The organism is Caballeronia sp. LZ034LL (genome assembly GCF_031451215.1).
In the GTDB taxonomy this organism is placed as follows: domain Bacteria; phylum Pseudomonadota; class Gammaproteobacteria; order Burkholderiales; family Burkholderiaceae; genus Caballeronia.
Genome location: NZ_JARUXR010000003.1, coordinates 259,859 through 278,293 on the forward strand (window position 1 = coordinate 259,859; position 18,435 = coordinate 278,293).

The window sequence follows — 18,435 nt, forward strand, 5'->3', positions numbered from 1 at the left end:
TAGCTTGGATCGTGATTGATTTTTTTTGCAACGCACGGCCCGGGTGCCGCACGTCGAACGCGTCATGTCGCGTCCGACGTGTGCGGAACCGGGCCGCTGTGCGCCGTTGCCTTACTTCTTGATTCCGCCGCCGAGGACGCTGCCGAGCGTCGACGTCAGGCCGCCGAGCAGGCCCGTCGAGCCGCTCGTGCCGCTCGACGTGGTGCTGGCGGTGAGCGTCGTCGTCGCCGAGACGGTCGAGGTCGAGGTCGTGGTTGCAGGTGCGGGGACCGGCGCGGCCATCGTCATGGTTGCGGGCGCGGCCGGCGTCTTCACGCCGGTCGTGACCGTGCTGACGAGCGACGTGACCGGCGCGAGGGCGCCCGCCACTGCCGTCGAGCCGGTGACAGCCGACACCGCGCTGCCCACCGTCGCTACCGCGCCGCTGACAACGCCCGTGACCGCGCTGACCACCGGCGCCGTGCCGGTTGCCGTCGTCACGCCGGACACGACGCCGCCGATCGCAGCAGGCATCGAAGTCGCCGGCGTGCCGCCGACGAGCGTGCCCGCCGATGCCACCGTGGTGCCCGTCGCCGAGACGAGCGAGCCCACGCCCGTCGCAACCGGATTGCCGCCGGCGGACAGTTTCTGGCCGCCGCTGACGAGGCCCGCGCCGACGTTCGACAGCAGCGTGGAGACGGGCGCGCCGAGGCCGGTCGCTGCGCCGACGGTCTGGGTCGTCGTGCTGACGAGCGAGGTGATCGGCGTGATGGTCGTGCTGACCTGTTGTGTCAACTGCTGCACGGGGGCGCTCGTGAGCGCGGTCGTCAGATTGCCGCCCAACTGGTTCACGCCCGTGCCGACGCCGCTGACCAGCGCGCCGACCGGCGTCGTCACCGCGGCGAGCGGAGCGAGGGCGCCGGTGTTCAGACTCGTGACGGCGTTGCCGCCGCTCGTGACCGCATCGCCGACGCGCTGCACGACGCCGCCGACGCTGGCGACCGTCGTGCCGACCGGGTTCGTCGTCGCGCCGATCGAACCGATGCCGTTGCCGACGCCATTGCCGAGCGTCGTCACGGCCGCACCCAGGTTCGAAACCACGCCGCCAAGGTTCTTCGTGGTGTTGTCGCCGAGACCGGTCAGCTTGGTGTCGCCGAGCGCGTTGCCGAGATCCGTCACCGTGCCGCCCGCGGCCGTCACGATGTTGCTCGTCTTGTCGACGACCTGCGCGATCGGCTGCGCTGTCGGACTGGTCTTGATGACAGGCGTGCCGCCGTTGCCGCCGGTGTCCTTGCCGCCGTTGCTGGCGGTGGTGGTGACCGGCGTCGTCGGCGTGCCGGCGTCGGTGCCGCCGGTGCTGGATTCGAGCGTCGCGCCGTTGCCCTCGGTGCCGGCCATGCCGGACGAGTCGCGTGCGCCGGAGGCGGAAGCACTGTTGGCGCCGGTGGTGCTGGCCGTATGGTTGGCCGTTCCGCCGGCCGATTTGCTGACGGAGCCCGAACCGCCGCAGGCCGACAACGCGAGGAGTGCCGCTACCGCCCCGGCCAGGGCGGTCATGCGGATGGTTTCGCTATAAAACGTGGGTGTCTTCATTTCTCAGAGATATCTGTTTATTGTTTGCTGCACCGATTTCTTCCGGCTTACGCTGAAAAAAACGGCGGACTGCGTAAAAGCACGAATATCGAGACCGGTCGGATCTTTAATGACGTGCTGAGACAACCGCGTGCCTGCCTGTGCGATTACCACAGGCGAGCGCGGTCCCCCGCGACTTGTGATCGCGGTTTGCCCGAAGGCGAGTTAATTTCCGATATGCGCGTTAAAGCGAATCAAACGCCTTTTAGCGTGGTCGAGATATTCTGGAAGGTGGATTTGAGCTGATCGGCCACGTCGCCCACGGCAGTCATGATGCCAAGAGCCAGCACACCGGCAATGAGTCCGTACTCGATGGCGGTGATGCCGCGTGTGTCCGCGAGATAGTGCTTGAAGACGCGTTTCATGATGTTCCTCGGTTCTTTCCATTCACCGGGTCATGGGCCAGCAGGAGGCGCACCGGACGTATCCGTCTTGCTTGCAAGGACGGGTCCGTCATGTGGGGCGCTTCTCGCTGGCCGATGCCTGGCGTCTGCTCTCAGGTTCTGTTTTTTAGTCTTCCCGTGTGCCCGGGTGAGAAGCCTCGTTCCGCATTTTTTCGAAATGCTTTCCGGTAAAAATAGGAACAGGTACTTCTTGAGCATGTTGTCGACGCGCCTTTGTCCGGCCTGAGCCCGGCTTTTGCAAATCTTTAATCTTTTTTTTGCACGAAGTAATTTCTTCTCCATAAGCACAAGTCAGCGCGCAGGCGATCAGGGTTTTCAGGCTTGCCATTTCGCGTCTGGAAGTCTAGGAAGATGCGTCGACATTCCGGATAAAAGCACCGGGAGACCTTCGTTGAGCAAGCAGCAATCCGCTCGGCGTGCCGCAGAAGAGAAACACGAACGCTTATGCGAGAATTCGGTCCATGAAAAAAATCCAGATCCTCATCCTCTCGGTGGCGCTCGCGGCGCTCAGCCCGCTTGCTCACGCCAGCGTCGCGGAGGGCGCCCATGAATTCAAGGAAGACGTCAAATCGGCTGGGCGCCAGACGGGCCATGCAGCCCGTGACGCGGCGCACGCCATCGGTCAGGGTGCGAAAACGGCGGGGCACGCCGTCGCAGACACCTCGAAGCGCGGCTATCACGCCACCAAAAAATGGATTGCCGGCGATAGTGAATAGCCCGCGTCGGCCAGCGATTCATACCGGTTTTTAAGCGTCGCATGACAAGTCTCGACGCAGGTTAATAATAAGCGTTATCATTTACGTCACTTTGCTGGCTCATCGGGCTGGAACCGGGCAGCGTGCGTCGTCATCGCGCAGCGCGCCCGGAAAGCGGCGACATTGGCAGTTCCAGTCACGCATCCGGGCTCGATCGAAGCCCGATCACCATCACCCACAGCTTTGAATCCGCGCAGTCCGATCCGGCGTTCCGGTTCGATTCGTGCGGGCGCAGTGGCGCGAACGCATCCAAGGAACTGAGTTGAAGACACACGCCACAGCGGGCGGGACGGGACGCCCCGCAGCAATCGGCAAATACGGGCCGCTGATCTCCCGCATCGTTGCCGCAATCCTGGGCGGCTATGCGCTCGCTGCGCTCACGAGCGTCGCGGCGCTCGTTCTGCCCATGAGCAAGCCGCAGGCGGTGCTCACCGGCATGCTCGCGAGTTTCATCGTGTATGTGTGCGCGGTGATCTGGGTGTTCGCCGTGCGCAGTGCGCGCCGCGCCTGGGGCGGTCTGATGGTCGCGGCGCTGCCGTTGCTGCTTGCGTCGTGGAGCGTGTGGTCCGGAGGAAGCGCATCGTGAAGTCCACGCATGACGCGAAACCGCGAGCACGCGGCATCCGCCAGACCATGTCGGACCTGCATACATGGGCCGGTCTGCTGGCCGGCTGGATTCTTTATGCAATGTTCCTCACCGGCACCGTCAGTTACTTCAAGGACGAGACCTCGCAATGGATGCGCCCCGAGCAGCCGCATCAGCGCGCCTTGCCCGATCCTGCAGCGGTCGCGCAACGCGTGACGACGACGCTCGGCTCGATTGCCGCAGGCAGTCCGCAGTGGAGCTTCGGATTACCGGATGAGCGCACCAGCGTGATCGACTCGTTCTGGCGCGCGCCGCCCAAGGCAAACGGCAGGCGCGCATTCGAGGAGGCGAGCTTCGATCCCGCCACGGGCGAGCGCAGCAGCGCGCGCAAGACGCTCGGCGGCGAATTTTTTTATCGCTTCCATTTCCAGTTTTATTACATGCCGGTGCTCTGGGGCCGCTGGCTCGCGGGCCTGTGCGCGATGTTCATGCTCGTCGCGATCGTGAGCGGCGTCATCACGCACAAAAAAATCTTTACCGATTTCTTCACGTTCCGCTGGGGCAAGGGTCAGCGATCCTGGCTCGACGCGCATAACGCACTCTCCGTCTTCGGGCTGCCGTTCCACGCGATGATCACCTACACCGGTCTCGTGACGCTGATGGCTATGTATATGCCGTGGGGCGCGCAGACCGCGTTCAAGACGCCGGCGGAACGGCAGGCGATGATGTCGCAGCTGAGCGCATTCATCCAGCCCGGCAAGCCATCCGGGCAGAAGGCCGCACTTGCGCATGTCGATGCGATGGTGCGCGAAGCCGAAGCGCGCTGGGGCCGCGACAAGGTCGGCCGCGTGACGATCACCAATCCCGGCGACAGCACGGCGCGCGTGGCAGTTTCGCGCGGCGAAGCGCAACGCGTGTCGATGAGCCCGCAATATCTACTCTTCGACGGCGTGAGCGGCAAGCTCATCGACGTGAAGGACAGCGTCGGCGGCGCGGCTGAAACGCGCGGCGTGCTGTACGCGCTGCATCTCGGACGCTTCAGCGATCTGCAGCTGCGCTGGCTGTACTTCATCGTGAGTCTTGCGGGGACGGCAATGGTCGGCACAGGGCTTGTCATGTGGACCGTCAAGCGCCGTCAGAAGTTGCCTGATCCGGCGCGGCCTTACTTCGGTTTCCGTCTAGTGGAGCGCCTGAACATCGCGAGCATCGCCGGACTCTCGGTTGCCATGACGAGCTTCCTGTGGGGCAACCGGCTGCTGCCGGTGGGCATCGCCGCGCGCGATGAAGCGGAGATCAACGTGTTCTTCACGGTATGGGCCGCAACCTTGCTATACGCAATGATGCGTCCGGCCAAGCGTGCGTGGATCGAACTGTTGTGGCTTGCCGCTGCAATGCTTGCGCTGCTGCCCGTGCTCAACGCGCTGACCACGGATCGTCCGTTCTGGCGCAGCATCGCCCAAGGCGACTGGGTCTTCGCGGGATTCGATCTCATGATGCTGGCCTTCGCGCTCTTGCATGCGTCGCTGGCGCTGCGCGTCACGCACCATCGTCCGCGCGTGAAGGCAGCCCGAAAAGAAGTGCCTGCGCGCGTGATGACCGCCGAGCGCGAAGAGGAGAATGCGTGATGCATCTCCTGACTTTCCTGTTCTGCCTGATTGCCTTCGCGTGTCTGGCTGCTTCAATGGACCGCCACCAGCAAGCCGTATGGCGCCGTGAATGGTCGCCGCGAACGTCGCGTGGCTTGCGAATCGCCGGATGGTGCGGGCTGGTGCTTGCATTGCGCCTGATCGTCGATCAGGACGGATGGGCGCTCGGACTCGTTCGTTTTAGCGGCTTGACGAGCCTGGCCGCAGGACTCGTGTTCGGCTCGCTAATCATGTGGCAAAGGCGCGCTGCGCCTTGACAGTCCACGCATGCCTTCCTAGCATCAAGCGGTACTCGCGGGATCCACGCTGACACACGAGGGAGACGCTTGATGAGGGATCGGGATGCACACCGCACGATGCGTCGACGCGTGCTGGCTTCACTCGGCGCGGGAACGCTCGCGACGCTGGGCTTCGGGCAAGCGGCACATGCCGCAACGCCCAAGCTCGAAACGGTGGCCACGTTCGACGATGACTTCCGCCTGGTCGGCATCGGTGTATCGAAGCAGGGTCGCGTGTTCGCGACCGCGCCTTCATCCGTCAAGCGCTCGCGCTACAGCATGGTCGAGGTCGATACCGAGACAGGCGCGCTCACACCCTTTCCGGATGAAAGCTGGAACGTGTTCAAGCCGGATGAAGACGGCGCGCATCAATGGATCTCGCTTCAGGCGCTGTGGGTCGATGAGCACGATCATCTCTGGGCGCTCGACTCGTCCTTGCCTTCGGTCGATCAGACACGTCAGCCGCCGAAGCTCGTCGAGCTCGATCTCGCCACGCGCAAGATCGTGCGTCAGTTCGATTACGGCAAGCTCGTCACGCCGAAGGATTCCCTCAACGACATACGCGTCGATCACACGCATGGCTTCGCGTACATCAGCAACGCGGGCAATCAGGGCGGCGTAGTGGCGACGAACCTCAGGAGCGGCGCTTCACGCCTGCTGCTCGCGGGCGATCGTTCGAGCGTAACGGATCCCGCGCAACATCTGATGTTCGGCGACCAGCCTGCGCGTAAGCTCGACGGCGGCGTGCTGGTGCTGCAAACCGACGGCATCGCGCTGTCTCCCGAACGCAAGTGGCTGTATTACCGGCCGTTGACGGATCATCACTACTGGCGCATCGAGACCGCTGCGCTCATCGACGACACGCTGACGGCCGAGGCGCTCGCGCAGCGCGTGCAATCTCTCGGCGACGGCGCACTGACGGGCGGCCTCATCATGAGTCCGGCGGGCGTGCTGTATGGCGGCGATCTGGAAAAACGCACGGTGGTCGGGTTCGACGTGATCGAGCACAACGGCAAGCCTGCGCTCAGGGAGCACACGCTGGTGGGCAAGCATCGCGAGCTGTCATGGGCCGATGGTTTCGCATACTCGAACGGCTATCTCTACATCGCGGATTCCCATCTGCACGAAACCAATTTCTCCAATGGCTATCCGCGCGAGGGCAAGTTCGCGATCTTTCGCGTGCGCTTGCCGAGGCAGCCCGCGCACGGTCTCGCAGGATAAGGTTCCTCGATCACCAGCCGTGAAAACGCGGCCATACGGTGGTGCTTCCGTCGCTCGATAGCGCGTGGTACTCGGGATACTGGGCGCCCGTGGCGCAGGCGTGATTCGGCAGGATGCGCAGCTTCATGCCGATGGGAAAACGTCGCGTGAGATCCTCGCCTGAGGCGACGGCGATGATGCCGTGCTCCTGATTCGCGCCGACGACTTCGCAGCCCGGCAGCGGCGTGCCATCCAGCGCGCAGGCCAGGCCGTAGCCGAAGTCGCGTGTCTGCTTCGATGTGCCGCGGTCACGGCTCATCGCCATCCAGCCCGCATCGACGATGACCCAGCCCTTGTCGGGCTGATGTCCGATGACACTCGCCAGCACGCTCAACGCTATCTCATCGGTCGTGCATGCGCCGACGTTCGCCATCACCAGGTCGAAGAACACATAGACGCCCGCGCGCACTTCATCGATGCCTTCGAGATGGGTCGCCGCGAGCGCGGTCGGCGTGGAGCCGATGCTCACGTTCTTGCAAGCGATACCCGCTGCACGCAGACGTTCAGCCGCGCGTACGCAACCGTCGCGTTCCTGGGCGGCCAGTGCGGCGAGCGCGTCGGGCTCGTTCAATTCATAGCTGGAACCCGCATGCGTCAACACGCCGCCCACCCCGACGCCGCCTTCCTGCAAGATGCGGCCGATGTCGATCAATGCGTCGTCGTCGGGGGCGAGGCCCGAGCGATGACCGTCCGTGTCGATCTCCAGCCAGACTTCGAGCGATGCGCCTTCCGCCTTGCAGTAGTCGACGATCGCACGCGCCGCCGCCGCGTTGTCCGCGATGATCTTCAGATCGCAGCCACGTTGCCTGAGCGCGAATGCGCGCGGCAGCTTCGCGGGTGCGATGCCGACCGCATAAAGAATATCGGTGATGCCGGCCGAGATGAACTGTTCCGCTTCCTTGAGCGTCGACACCGTGATGCCGCGCGCGCCGGCCGCAATCTGTGCGCGCACGACATCGAGGCACTTCGTGGTCTTCACATGCGGACGGAACTTCACGCCGAGCGCGTCCATGCGCGCCTGCATCGCGGTGATATTGCGCTGCATCCTGGCGATATCGATGATCGCCGCGGGGGTATCGAGCTGAGCGAGTTGCATGATGTGATTGAGAGAGTCAGGCGATGGGACCTTCCGGCAGCTTGCTCTGCCACGCTACAGCGATCGCGCTGCCGACGATCAGTGCAATGCCCGCAAGCGACAGCGGCGCGATCGTCTCGCCCCACGCCAGATAAGCGAAGAGCGCGGCCCACACGATGCTCGTGTAGTTGAAGGGCGCGAGCGTGCCGGCGTCCGCGCGGCGGAATGCAACGGTCATCAGGACCTGGCCAGCGGTGGCAAGCGCGCCGAGCAAGGCCATCAGGAGCAGCGCGTCGAGCGTCGGCGCTTTCCAGCTGAATGGAAGGGTCGCGGCCATGACGACCGTGCCCACCGTGGTGAAGAACAGGACCGTGGTGCGGGAATCGTCGCTGGCGCGTATGCGCTTGATCTGGATGATCGAAAGTGCGCCGCACAATGCGCTCATGATCAACAGCGCCGGGCCGAGCCAGCTCGACTCTCCGCCGCCTGGACGGACCACCAGCAAGACACCGGCAAAGCCGATCATGGCCGCCGCGGCCGCGCGTGGCGTGAGCCGTTCCTTGAGCAGTCAGGGCGCGAGCACGACGACCAGCAGCGTCTCCGAATACGCGATCGCCACGGCCTCGCCGAGCGGAATATAGGGCAAACCCGCAAAGAAAAAACCGGAAGCGCCGAGCAGCGTCAACGCGCGCCAGGTCTGCCCGCGGAGGTCGAGCCGCCTGACGCGCTGCACGAGCGAGCGCTCGCCGATGCAGCACATCGCCACGGCCGGCACGAGACCGAACAGCATGCGGAAAAAAGTCAGTTCGTTGGCCGGATAGTGCAGCGCGACAGCCTTCGCCAGCGTATCGACGATGGCGAAGCAGAGCATCGACACAAGAATGAAACCGATGCTCGCAAGCGGAAGGTGTCCGGCGCGGGTGGCGACAGTCGAGGGCATGACGCGTGAAGTCGTGACAGAACCCGAATCATCGCATGACCGCGACCGCACACGTTCCGGTCCAGGTTGTTCCGCTTTTTTCCGATACGGGAAACCACTATTTTTGATCAGCTTGACTCGCAGAAAAGTCCTGCTAGCATACGTTCATCGGATTCATCAGCATACTGAACATATCGGAAGGAGCGACAGATGGCTCTCAAGTTCGCGGCGAAGTTCGCCGACCTCGTGGAAGACGAGCCGCTTGGCGTGACGATCGGCGAGGAACGCATCGCGCTGTATCTGCTGGACGGCGATGTGCATGCCACGCACAACGTCTGCACGCATCAGTTCGCCCTGTTGAGCGACGGCTATATGGAAGACGGCTGCATCGAATGTCCGCTGCATCAGGGACGTTTCGACATCCGCACGGGCGCCGCGCAGTGCGCGCCCGTGACCGAGCCGCTGCGCGTCTACGGCGTGCAGGTGGAAGGCGGCGAGATCTTCGTCGATCTTTGATACGCGGGAAGCGGAGCCGGGAATCATGACTCAGACGGTATTGATCATTGGTGCAGGGCAGGCCGGCGCGCGCGCCGCCGAGGCGCTGCGCACGCATGGCTTCGACGGACGCGTCATGCTGGTCGGCGACGAGGCGCACGCGCCCTACGAGAGGCCGCCGCTGTCGAAAGACGTGCTGACGGCACAGTCCGATGCGGACTGCTTCAAGGGCTGGGTACATCCGGCGCAGCTGTATGCGGATGCGCGCATCGAATGGCTCAGTGACCGAGTGCTGCAACTCGATCCGCAACGTCACGTCGCAGTGCTGGAGCAGGGCGGTGAGGTGCGTTACGACCACTGTCTGCTGACCACAGGCGGACGCGCGCGCCAGTTGCCCGGCATGCCCGAAGGCCCGCATACGTTTTATCTGCGCACACTCGACGATGCCATGCGCCTGCGCACCCGCCTTGTGGACGCGCGTTCCGTGGCGGTGATCGGCGGCGGCTTCCTGGGGCTCGAATTCGCCGCCAGCGCACGCAGCCGTGGACTCGATGTGAGCGTGTTCGACTCGGCATCGAGCCTGCTGAGCCGCGCGTTGCCGCCGTCGATGGCAGAACGCCTGCGCCTGAAGCACGAAGATCACGGCGTGCGCTTCTTCTTCGATGCAAAGCCGCTGTCGCTGCAGGCGCATACCGCGGGCGTGCAAGTCAACGACATGCCTTTCGATTTCTGCGTGATCGCCATCGGTCAGGAACCCGACGACGCGCTTGCACGGGCCTCAGGCATCGCGACCGACAACGGAATAAGCGTGGATCGCCATTGCCGCACATCCGCGCCTGATGTCTACGCCGCCGGCGATTGCGCGAGCTTCCCTTGCGGCCCGGCGGATCGCGCGGTGCGTCTCGAATCGTGGCAGAACGCGCAGGAACAGGCGCTGGTCGCGGCGCGCAACATCGCGGGCGAGTCCGTCGCCTACGCTCCGACGCCCTGGTTCTGGACCGATCAGTACGACTGGAACATCCAGATGCTCGGCTGGCCCGGCATCGGCGTGGAGCAATGGATCGAACGCGCGGGCGCGGACGGCAAGACCGTGCTGATGGGCTTGCGCGACGGCGTCATCGTGCAGGCGCTCGCCATCAATCAGGGCGGCGAGTTGCGCGCGCTCCGGCGGCTCGTCGAGGACGCCATGCCGGTGGACCCGAAACTGCTGTCCGACCCCACGGTCAAGCTGCGCCAGCTGGAACGGCTGATTCGCTCAACACAATCGGGAGATCAAGGTGTACTCGTCTGAAACGGTCATCGGGGTTCATACGCCCCAAACAAAGAATCCGTCGATAGAAGGCCTCGCCTGGCCTGAAGAAGGGCTGCAGTGCATCCCCGACTGGGTGTACACGAGCGAAGCGGTCTACACGCGCGAAGTGGAACGGATCTTTCATGGACGCACCTGGAACTTCGTCGCGCTCGAAGCGGAAGTGCCGAATGCGGGCGACTACAAGCGCTCCTATGTCGGGCCCACGCCGGTGGTCGTATCGCGTGCGGAAGACGGTTCGATCAACGTCTTCGAGAACCGCTGTGCGCATCGCGGCGCGGAGTTCTGCCGCCATAGCCGCGGCAACAACAAGGAATTCGTCTGTCCGTATCATCAATGGTCGTACGACCTGAAGGGCAATCTTCAGGGCGTGCCATTCCGGCGTGGCGTCAACAAGCTCGGCGGCATGCCGAAGGACTTCCGCACCGATGAACACGGTCTGCGCAAGCTTGCCGTCGCGACCCGCAACGGTGTGGTGTTCGCATCGTTCACGCATGACATGGAGCCGCTCGAGGACTATCTCACGCCCGAGATCCTCACGGACTTCGACGCCGTGTTCAACGGCAAGAAGCTGCGCGTGCTCGGCTTCTACAAGAACGAGCTGCCGTGCAACTGGAAGATGTATCACGAGAACCTGAAGGACCCGTATCACGCGACCCTGCTGCATTCGTTCCTCGTCGTGTTCGGCCTGCTGGTGGCGGGCAACCGCTCGGCGATGGTCGCGGACAGCAAGTACGGCATTCACGGCACCATGGCCTCGGCCAAGAGCGACACGCTCTACGCAACCGTCGACGAAGACAAGAAGAAGGAGATGCGGTCCTTCCACGACGGCATGGTGTTGCAGGACGAACGCTTCCTCGAATTCGTCAAGGAGTTCGATTCCGAATGGTCCGTGACGATGCAGACCATCTGGCCCAACCTGATCGTGCAGCGCGAGATGAACACGCTGGGCGTCCGCCATATCGTGCCGAACGGCCCGAACAGCATGATCATGCTCTGGACCATGTTCGGCTATGAAGACGATACCGACGAGATGGTGCGTCATCGTTTGCGCCAGGGCAATCTGATGGGACCGTCGGGCTTTCTCGGCCTCGAAGACAACGAAGCGATGAAGTTCGTCCAGGAAGGCGTGCGCCGCTCGGTGACGGACCGCAGCATCATCAAGCTGGACGGCGACAAGATCGGCACGGCGGACAACCTGATCTCCGAGGCTGCCATTCGCGCCATGTACAAACACTATCGTGAAGTGATGGAGTTCTAGATGTTGCCAGGATTCGAGAAGCAGCCCATTGCGCACGACAAGGCGTTGATCGCACGCGCCGCGGTGGAGGACTTTCATGCCGAGTATTGCGCGGCGCTGGATAGCGGCGACATCGAGCGCTGGCCCGAGTTCTTCACCGAGAACTGCCTGTATCGCGTGACCGAATACGAAAATGCCGCGAACGGCTTTCCGGTCGGGCTCGTGTATGCGGAAGGCCGCAACATGCTGCGCGACCGGGCCGTGGCTATCTCCCGCACGCAGATGTTCGCGCCGCGTCAGATGCTGCATTTCGTGTCGAACGTGCGCATCCTGAACGCGACCGATGAAGAAATCGTCGCGCAGAGCAACTACATGCTGCTGCAGACGCTGGTGGAAGGCGCGACCACGCTGCATCAGGCGGGCAGGCTTTTTGACCGCTTCGCGCGCAATGGTAACGTGCTGCTGCTGAAGGAAAGGCAGGCGGTGTACGACACGGCGATGATCGCCAACGATCTGGCCTATCCGGTCTGAACGTCAGCGCTGATCCGGGAGAGTGCGCATATGAGTCACACGGAAAATACGGAAGCACCCGTCGAGAGCGGTGGTGTCGGGGCGCGCGTCAGGCGTCGAGAAGACGAACGGCATCTGCAAGGCAAGGGCAAGTTCGTCGCCGACTACACGTTTCCCGATCTGCAGGAGGTCGCGTTCCTGCGCAGTCCGGTGGCGCATGCGCGCATCGTGCGTATCGGCAAGCCCGAGCGCTACGCACAACAGGTGATCCTGCGCGACGACATGCAAGGCGCGACCGATATCGTCGCCGATTCGAGCCTGCCTTCGTACAAACCCTCGTCACATCCGCCGCTGGCGTCCGGCAAGGTGCGCTTCGTCGGCGAGCCGGTGGCAATGTGTTTCGCGAAGACGCGTGCGCAGGCGGAAGACATCGCAGAGGAAATCGAGCTCGATCTCGATGAACTGCCGGCCTTCGCCAATGCCTTCACCGCGCGCGAGCGCACCGACGTGCGCGTGCACGATCACTGGACGGACAACCTTTTTCTCGACCTCAAGGCCGACGTGAACTTCGACGAACGCGCGAAGGACGCGCCCGTCGTCGTGAAGCAGAAAGTGGATCTCGCTCGTCAGTGCATGGTGCCGATGGAAGGCAAGGCCGTGCTCGCGTACTGGGACGATACGCATGGGCAACTCGTCGTGATTACATCGACGCAGGTGCCGCACATGATCCGCACGGTGCTGTCGCAGTGCCTGGGTATCGATCATGCGCAAGTGCGCGTCATTTCACCCGACGTGGGCGGCGCGTTCGGCTACAAGTGCGTGTTGCAGCAGGAAGAGCTGTGCATCGCGTGGCTGGCGTTCACTTTCCGGAAACCGTTCCGTTTTATTGAAGACCGCCGCGAGCATCTGATCGCCGGCGCCAACTCGCGTCAGCACCACTACGAACTTACCGCCTACGCGGACGAGACCGGCCGCCTTCTTGCCCTCGATGCGGAATTGCTGATCGACGGCGGCGCCTATTCCGCGTGGCCCTTCACAATCGGACTGGAAACCGGCCAGGCGCTCGGCAATCTTCCGGGACCGTACGATTTCAAGGGTTATCGCTGCCGCACGCAATGCGCGGCCACCAACAAGCCGGGCTTCCTGCCGTATCGCGGCGTGGCGCGCACGGGCGTGTGCTTCGCGATCGAACTGACGATGGACGCGATCGCGCGTGCGGTCGGACGCGAGGCGTGGGAAGTGCGTCACGACAATCTCGTGCGCGGCGCTGACATGCCTTATACGAACGTCGTGAAGAAGCACTACGACAGCGGCGACTTCCAGGAAAGCCTGCGTCGCGCGGTCGAACAACTCGACGTGCCGAAGTGGCGCGCGCGTCAGAAGGCGGGCGAGAAGGATGGTCGTCTCGTGGGCGTCGGCTTTGCGACTTTCACTGAACAGTCCGCGCACGGCACGGCGGTGTTCGCCTCATGGGGCCTGCCGGTGGTGCCGGGCTACGATCTCGCGACGGTGCGCATCACCGCTGACGGCGGTCTCGAAGTGCGCGCGGGCATTCACTCGCATGGCCAGGGCATGGAAACCACGCTTGCGCAGATCGCAAGCGAAGTGCTCGGCGTGACGCTGCAAAAGATCAAGGTCGTACACGGCGATACCGCGCTGACGCCGTACTCCACCGGCACCTATGCATCGCGCAGCATCGTGATGGCGGGCGGCGCGGTCGCCGCGACCTGCCGCGAACTCGTGCCGCGCCTGCTGTTCATCGGCGCGCATCTGCTCGGCGAACCGCAGGAAGCGGTCCGCTTCGAGCAGGGCGAAGTGATCGGCACGCAAGGCCGTGTGTCGATCGGGGAGATCGCGGCCGCGTGGTATCTGCGTCCCGAGCGGCTTCCCGCCGGCGTGAACCTCGCCGGTCTGGAAGCAACGCAAGGCTTCAAGCCCAAGGTGGACACCGGCGCGTTTAGCTACGCGACGCACGCCGCCGCCGTAGCCGTCGATCCGAAGACGGGCCACGTCGAGATCCTCGACTATGTGATCGTCGAAGACTGTGGCCGCATGATCAATCCGATGGTGGTCGAAGGACAGACGATCGGCGGGACGGCGCAAGGCATCGGCACCGCGTTCTATGAGGAAACGCTCTACGACGACAACGCGCAGCCGCTGACCTCCACGCTCGCCGACTACATGCTGCCCGGGCCGACCGAATTGCCTCCGCTCAGGATCATTCACATGGAGACGCCGTCGCCTTATACCGAGTTCGGTGCGAAGGGTGTCGGCGAAGGCGGCGCGATTGCTCCGCCCGCCGCGCTGTTCAACGCGGTGAACGATGCGCTCACGCCGCTCGGTGCGACCGTATCGGAGACGCCGCTCACGCCGCGCCGCCTGCTTTCGGCGATCGAAGCCGCGCGAGCGAAGAGCCAGGCGAAGCGTGAAGAACTGAGCCAGGAGGTGGCGGGATGAAGGCCGCTGCATTCGATTATGTGAGGCCGGCATCCTTGCCGGAAGCACTCCGCGAGTTGAGTGACGCAAAGCCCATCTCCGGCAGTCAGTCGATGGGACCGATGCTGAACCTGCGCCTCGCGCGCCCGTCACGCGTGATCGATGTGTCGCGCATCGCGGACCTGCGCAGCGTGACCGAGAGCGGCGACTTCGTGCGCGTCGGCGCGGCGGTGACGCATGCGGAGATCGAGGACGGCAAGCACGAACTGCTGCGTCATCCCTATTTGCAGCACGTGGCGAGCGGCATCGCGTATCGCGCGATCCGCAATCGCGGCACCATCGGCGGCAGTCTGGCGCATGCCGATCCGGCCGCGGACTGGCCGCTCGCGCTGTCCGCGCTGGATGCCCGTCTCGAAGTGGCGAAGGACGGCGGCACGCGGCAGGTGCGCGCGAGCGGCTTCATGCTCGGCGCGTTCACGACGCTGCTCGAAGGAGGCGAAATCATCACTGCCGTACTGCTGCCCAAGCTGGGTCCGACGCTGCGTTGGGGCTATTACAAGCTATGCCGCAAGACCGGCGAGTTCGCGCATGCCAGCGCGGCGGCCGCGTTCGATGCACGCTCGGGACTCGCACGCGTGGTGCTCGGTGCGCTCGACGGTCCGCCCGCCGCACTCGACGACCTCGCGCGCCAGATCGCCCAGCGCGGCCCGTGCGCCGTCACTGAAGATGCGCTTGCGCAAGCGGTGGCCGGGGCGATGCCCAACGCCGACAGCATCGACCGCTCGATCCACGCCGCCGCGTTGCAGCGCTGCCTTGCGCAGGCGCTCGGCGACGCCGGCACGACGCAAGCCTAGAAGAGACTGAGAGACTGCAATGTCCGTCATCGAACTCACCATCAACGACCGTTCCGTGCGCAGCGATGTGGAGTCGCGCGTGCATCTCGGCGACTTTCTCCGCGAAACGCATCATCTCACTGGCACGCACCTCGGCTGCGAGCATGGCGTGTGTGGCGCATGCACCGTGCTCGTCGACGGCGAGCCGGTCCGTTCGTGCATCACCTTCGCCGTGGCATGCGATCAACAGAAGGTGCGCACGATCGAGGGCTTCGACGACGATGAGCTGATGCGCCGTCTGCGCCGTTCGTTTTCGATCCATCACGGCCTGCAATGCGGATACTGCACACCGGGCATGCTGATTACGGCGCGCGATATCGTGCGACGCTTTCCCGACGCCGACGAAGCGCGCATCCGTCTCGAACTTTCGGGCAATCTGTGCCGCTGTACGGGCTATATGGGTATCGTCGCGGCGATCAAGGCAGTGCTCGCGGACCTGAAGGAGAATCCGATCGCGGATGCACCGGTCGCACGCAAAGTGGTTAGCGATGCAACCATCGCCGCCCCCGCGTTCGAGACTTTCGCGGCGGCGCCTGTCAGTGCGCCTCAGGCGGCTGCACTCACGGCAGCGGCCGTCAGCGAACCTGCGGGCACACAGCGCAAGGGCTGGACTGCGATCGACGACAGCTTCGTCGTGCCGTTCCCGCTCGATCAGGTCTGGACCTTCATGGGCGACTTGCCTTCCGTCGCGCGCTGCCTGCCAGGCGCTGAACTCCTGGATCACGACGGCGAATCACTGAAGGGCAAGATCGCGATCAAGTTCGGTCCGATGTCGGCGAACTTTGCCGGCGCCGCACGCCTGGAACGCGATGACGCTGCGCATCGCGCGGTGATGCGCGGCGCAGGGCAGGACAACATCAGCCGCTCGCGCGCCAACGGCGACGTCACATACGCCTTGTCCAGCGAGGCGAACGGCGCGCAGACGCGCGTGGCGGTCACGCTCGAATACATGCTGCAAGGCCCGCTCGCGCAGTTCTCGCGCTCCGGGCTCGTGAAGGATTTCGTGCGGCGCATGATCGCGGACTTCGGCGCGCGCATCACCGCGCAGCTCGGCGGCAGCGATGCGCCGGAGGCATCGGCAGCGTCGGCGAAGTTCAATGCTGGCGGTCTCGTCTGGAGTGTGATCTGGAGCCGCATCAAACAGCTTTTCGGCAAGCGCGACTGAACGGCGCATGACTGGCCAAGCGCCCGGTTTTTCGGCCATATCGTCAGCCTACTGATCAAATAATCCATTGAGGTTTTACATGAGCAAGCGGATTCGCAAGATCGCTCTGGAAGAGCACTTCAGCACGCCGGGTTTCCAGGGCTATTCGAAGAGCTTCACGCAGCACATTGCACCGGAAGTACTGCGCGATCTCGCGGCGCGCCTGAACGACTTCGACGAGCAGCGCATCGTCGAAATGGACCGCGCCGGGATCGACTATACGATCCTCTCGCAGACAGGTCCGAGCGTGCAGGGCGAGCCTGATGCCGCGCTCGCGATCAGCCGCGCGCAGGAGAGCAACGACTTCCTCGCCGCGCAGATTGCACGACATCCGGCGCGCTTCGGCGGCTTCGCCACCTTGCCGATGCACACGGCGCAAGCCGCATCGAATGAACTGACGCGCGCGGTCCGTGAACTCGGTTTCAAGGGAGCGCTCGTCAACGGCCATACGCTCGGCGTCTACTACGACGACCGCGCCTACGATCCGTTCTGGGCAACGATGCAGGAGCTCGACGTGCCGCTCTACCTGCATCCCACCGATGCATTCGTGAATCCGCGCGTGCTCGACGGTCATCCGGAACTCACCGGCGCGACCTGGGGCTGGGGCGTCGAAACGGGCAGCCATGCATTGCGTCTGCTGTTCAGCGGCGTCTTCGACCGCTTCCCGAAGCTCAAGCTGATTCTCGGTCACATGGGCGAGGGCCTGCCTTATCTGCGCTGGCGCTTCGACAGCCGCTTTGCCGTGTACTCGCATGGCCTGACGCTGGAGCGCGCGCCCTCGGAATACATCGGCACGAACATTCTCATCACGACCTCGGGCGTGTGCTCGGCGCCGGCGCTCATGGGCGCGATCGGCGAAATGGGCGCGGAGGCGGTGATGTTCTCGGTGGACTATCCGTACGAATCGACGGCCATTGCAGCGGACTTCATCGAACGCGCGCCGCTCGACGACGCCACGCGCGCGCTCGTCTGTCACGGAAACGCGGAACGCCTGTTCCGCCTTTGATCGGTCGCAAGCAAGCAATCAGGCAATCAATCAAGCACAGGGAGCAGCACATGACGAAGCCATACCGTATCGGCCAGATCGTGCCGAGTTCGAACACGACGATGGAAACCGAAATCCCCGCGATGTTGCTCGCGCGCCAGTCGATCCGGCCCGAGCGCTTCACGTTCCATTCGAGCCGCATGCGCATGAAGAAGGTCGTCAAGGATGAACTGGCGGCCATGGATGCGGAGTCGGACCGCTGCGCCGTCGAGTTGTCCGATGCACGCGTGGACGTGCTCGGCTATGCCTGCCTCGTCGCGATCATGGCGATGGGACACGGCTATCACCGCGTGTCGCAAAAGCGTCTGCATGAGCGCACGGTCGAGAACGGTGGCGATGCACCGGTCATCACGAGCGCGGGCGCGCTCGTGGATGCGCTGAAGGTGATCGGCGCGAAGCGTGTCGTGGTGGTCGCGCCCTACATGAAGCCGCTGACCGAACTCGTGGTCGACTATATCCGCAACGAGGATTACGAGGTCATCGACTATCGCGCGCTGGAGATTCCGGACAACCTCGAAGTGGGTCGCCACGATCCGAGCCGCCTGCCCGAGATCGTGATGTCGATGCGTTATCAGGAAGCGGACGCCATCGTCTTGTCGGCGTGCGTGCAGATGCCTTCGCTGCCGGTCATCGCGAAGGTCGAGGCGTTGACGGGCAAGCCGGTCGTCACGGCGGCGGTCGCGACCACGTACGCGATGCTCAAGCAACTCGGCCTCGAAGCCGTGGTGCCGGGCGCGGGCGCGCTGCTGTCAGGCGCTTACTGAACGAG

General features: G+C 64.1%; 18 protein-coding genes and 1 pseudogene. 14 read left to right on the forward strand and 5 right to left on the reverse strand.

Annotated features, from left to right (window positions below; translation table 11 throughout):
- Window positions 1–111: 111 nt before the first annotated feature.
- From QCE83_RS22295 to QCE83_RS22305, 3 genes are all read right to left on the reverse strand, one after another.
- Complete coding sequence (locus QCE83_RS22295; RefSeq protein WP_309816232.1) at window positions 112–1,572, reverse strand: collagen-like triple helix repeat-containing protein; 1,461 nt, start codon at window positions 1,570–1,572, stop codon at window positions 112–114.
- Between the two features lie 233 nt (window positions 1,573–1,805).
- Window positions 1,806–1,976 (reverse strand): Flp family type IVb pilin, encoded by a 171-nt coding sequence (locus QCE83_RS22300; RefSeq protein ID WP_309816234.1) that lies wholly within the window; start codon window positions 1,974–1,976, stop codon window positions 1,806–1,808.
- A 145-nt stretch (window positions 1,977–2,121) separates the two neighbouring features.
- Window positions 2,122–2,343, reverse strand: a complete 222-nt coding sequence (locus tag QCE83_RS22305) for a hypothetical protein (RefSeq protein ID WP_309816239.1) — start codon at window positions 2,341–2,343, stop codon at window positions 2,122–2,124.
- A gap of 133 nt (window positions 2,344–2,476) precedes the next feature.
- On the opposite strand from QCE83_RS22305, the gene QCE83_RS22310 reads away from it, so the two are divergent.
- From QCE83_RS22310 to QCE83_RS22330, 5 genes are all read left to right on the forward strand, one after another.
- The gene (locus QCE83_RS22310) at window positions 2,477–2,731 is read left to right on the forward strand and encodes a hypothetical protein (RefSeq protein WP_309816242.1); all 255 of its coding nucleotides are present in this window, start codon (window positions 2,477–2,479) and stop codon (window positions 2,729–2,731) included.
- A gap of 301 nt (window positions 2,732–3,032) precedes the next feature.
- Window positions 3,033–3,356 carry a DUF3649 domain-containing protein gene (locus QCE83_RS22315; protein WP_309816245.1) on the forward strand — a complete coding sequence of 108 codons (324 nt, stop codon included), beginning with the start codon at window positions 3,033–3,035 and terminating at the stop codon, window positions 3,354–3,356.
- A 47-nt stretch (window positions 3,357–3,403) separates the two neighbouring features.
- Window positions 3,404–4,981: a PepSY-associated TM helix domain-containing protein gene (locus QCE83_RS22320; RefSeq protein WP_309818699.1), complete on the forward strand. Its 1,578-nt coding sequence runs from the start codon at window positions 3,404–3,406 to the stop codon at window positions 4,979–4,981.
- On the forward strand, window positions 4,981–5,259 hold the full coding sequence (locus tag QCE83_RS22325; RefSeq protein ID WP_309816249.1) for a DUF3325 domain-containing protein: 279 nt from the start codon (window positions 4,981–4,983) through the stop codon (window positions 5,257–5,259). Before QCE83_RS22320 ends, QCE83_RS22325 begins: the two co-directional genes overlap by 1 nt.
- 72 nt (window positions 5,260–5,331) lie before the next feature.
- Entirely contained in the window at window positions 5,332–6,501 is a 1,170-nt protein-coding gene (locus QCE83_RS22330; RefSeq protein WP_309816251.1) for an L-dopachrome tautomerase-related protein, read from the forward strand.
- A 10-nt stretch (window positions 6,502–6,511) separates the two neighbouring features.
- On the opposite strand, the gene QCE83_RS22335 is transcribed toward QCE83_RS22330, so the two are convergent.
- Both QCE83_RS22335 and QCE83_RS22340 read right to left on the reverse strand, forming a co-directional pair.
- On the reverse strand, window positions 6,512–7,636 hold the full coding sequence (locus QCE83_RS22335) for an alanine racemase (protein WP_309816256.1): 1,125 nt from the start codon (window positions 7,634–7,636) through the stop codon (window positions 6,512–6,514).
- A gap of 16 nt (window positions 7,637–7,652) precedes the next feature.
- A pseudogene (locus QCE83_RS22340) lies at window positions 7,653–8,555 on the reverse strand (DMT family transporter).
- A 189-nt stretch (window positions 8,556–8,744) separates the two neighbouring features.
- Between QCE83_RS22340 and QCE83_RS22345 the strand changes: the two are divergent.
- The 9 genes from QCE83_RS22345 (at window position 8,745) to QCE83_RS22385 (ending at window position 18,430) form a co-directional block, all read left to right on the forward strand.
- A complete protein-coding gene (locus QCE83_RS22345; protein ID WP_309816258.1) occupies window positions 8,745–9,050 on the forward strand; it encodes a non-heme iron oxygenase ferredoxin subunit in 306 nt (101 codons plus the stop codon).
- Between the two features lie 25 nt (window positions 9,051–9,075).
- Window positions 9,076–10,320, forward strand: coding sequence for an FAD-dependent oxidoreductase (locus QCE83_RS22350; RefSeq protein WP_309816260.1), 1,245 nt, complete (start codon window positions 9,076–9,078; stop codon window positions 10,318–10,320).
- A complete protein-coding gene (locus QCE83_RS22355) occupies window positions 10,307–11,599 on the forward strand; it encodes an aromatic ring-hydroxylating dioxygenase subunit alpha (RefSeq protein WP_309816262.1) in 1,293 nt (430 codons plus the stop codon). Before QCE83_RS22350 ends, QCE83_RS22355 begins: the two co-directional genes overlap by 14 nt.
- On the forward strand, window positions 11,600–12,109 hold the full coding sequence (locus QCE83_RS22360; protein WP_309816265.1) for an aromatic-ring-hydroxylating dioxygenase subunit beta: 510 nt from the start codon (window positions 11,600–11,602) through the stop codon (window positions 12,107–12,109).
- A gap of 30 nt (window positions 12,110–12,139) precedes the next feature.
- Window positions 12,140–14,545: a xanthine dehydrogenase family protein molybdopterin-binding subunit gene (locus QCE83_RS22365; RefSeq protein WP_309816268.1), complete on the forward strand. Its 2,406-nt coding sequence runs from the start codon at window positions 12,140–12,142 to the stop codon at window positions 14,543–14,545.
- Window positions 14,542–15,378 (forward strand): FAD binding domain-containing protein, encoded by an 837-nt coding sequence (locus QCE83_RS22370; RefSeq protein WP_309816270.1) that lies wholly within the window; start codon window positions 14,542–14,544, stop codon window positions 15,376–15,378. The genes QCE83_RS22365 and QCE83_RS22370 overlap by 4 nt, the downstream gene beginning before the upstream one ends.
- Before the next feature lie 19 nt (window positions 15,379–15,397).
- Entirely contained in the window at window positions 15,398–16,582 is a 1,185-nt protein-coding gene (locus tag QCE83_RS22375; RefSeq protein ID WP_309816273.1) for a 2Fe-2S iron-sulfur cluster-binding protein, read from the forward strand.
- A gap of 79 nt (window positions 16,583–16,661) precedes the next feature.
- Window positions 16,662–17,627, forward strand: a complete 966-nt coding sequence (locus QCE83_RS22380; protein ID WP_309816276.1) for an amidohydrolase family protein — start codon at window positions 16,662–16,664, stop codon at window positions 17,625–17,627.
- Between the two features lie 50 nt (window positions 17,628–17,677).
- Complete coding sequence (locus tag QCE83_RS22385) at window positions 17,678–18,430, forward strand: Asp/Glu racemase (RefSeq protein WP_309816277.1); 753 nt, start codon at window positions 17,678–17,680, stop codon at window positions 18,428–18,430.
- Window positions 18,431–18,435 lie beyond the last annotated feature (5 nt).

Excerpts from the sequence above, each read along its gene's own strand:
- QCE83_RS22320 (WP_309818699.1), top strand. The coding sequence starts at position 3,404 with ATGTCGGACCTGCATACATGGGCCGGTCTGCTGGCCGGCTGGATTCTT.
- QCE83_RS22330 (WP_309816251.1), top strand. The coding sequence starts at position 5,332 with ATGAGGGATCGGGATGCACACCGCACGATGCGTCGACGCGTGCTGGCT.
- QCE83_RS22385 (WP_309816277.1), top strand. The coding sequence starts at position 17,678 with ATGACGAAGCCATACCGTATCGGCCAGATCGTGCCGAGTTCGAACACG.
- QCE83_RS22335 (WP_309816256.1), bottom strand. The coding sequence starts at position 7,636 with ATGCAACTCGCTCAGCTCGATACCCCCGCGGCGATCATCGATATCGCC.
- QCE83_RS22375 (WP_309816273.1), top strand. The coding sequence starts at position 15,398 with ATGTCCGTCATCGAACTCACCATCAACGACCGTTCCGTGCGCAGCGAT.
- QCE83_RS22345 (WP_309816258.1), top strand. The coding sequence starts at position 8,745 with ATGGCTCTCAAGTTCGCGGCGAAGTTCGCCGACCTCGTGGAAGACGAG.
- QCE83_RS22360 (WP_309816265.1), top strand. The coding sequence starts at position 11,600 with ATGTTGCCAGGATTCGAGAAGCAGCCCATTGCGCACGACAAGGCGTTG.
- QCE83_RS22295 (WP_309816232.1), bottom strand. The coding sequence starts at position 1,572 with ATGAAGACACCCACGTTTTATAGCGAAACCATCCGCATGACCGCCCTG.
- QCE83_RS22380 (WP_309816276.1), top strand. The coding sequence starts at position 16,662 with ATGAGCAAGCGGATTCGCAAGATCGCTCTGGAAGAGCACTTCAGCACG.
- QCE83_RS22325 (WP_309816249.1), top strand. The coding sequence starts at position 4,981 with ATGCATCTCCTGACTTTCCTGTTCTGCCTGATTGCCTTCGCGTGTCTG.
- QCE83_RS22350 (WP_309816260.1), top strand. The coding sequence starts at position 9,076 with ATGACTCAGACGGTATTGATCATTGGTGCAGGGCAGGCCGGCGCGCGC.
- QCE83_RS22305 (WP_309816239.1), bottom strand. The coding sequence starts at position 2,343 with ATGGCAAGCCTGAAAACCCTGATCGCCTGCGCGCTGACTTGTGCTTAT.
- QCE83_RS22300 (WP_309816234.1), bottom strand. The coding sequence starts at position 1,976 with ATGAAACGCGTCTTCAAGCACTATCTCGCGGACACACGCGGCATCACC.
- QCE83_RS22365 (WP_309816268.1), top strand. The coding sequence starts at position 12,140 with ATGAGTCACACGGAAAATACGGAAGCACCCGTCGAGAGCGGTGGTGTC.
- QCE83_RS22310 (WP_309816242.1), top strand. The coding sequence starts at position 2,477 with ATGAAAAAAATCCAGATCCTCATCCTCTCGGTGGCGCTCGCGGCGCTC.
- QCE83_RS22370 (WP_309816270.1), top strand. The coding sequence starts at position 14,542 with ATGAAGGCCGCTGCATTCGATTATGTGAGGCCGGCATCCTTGCCGGAA.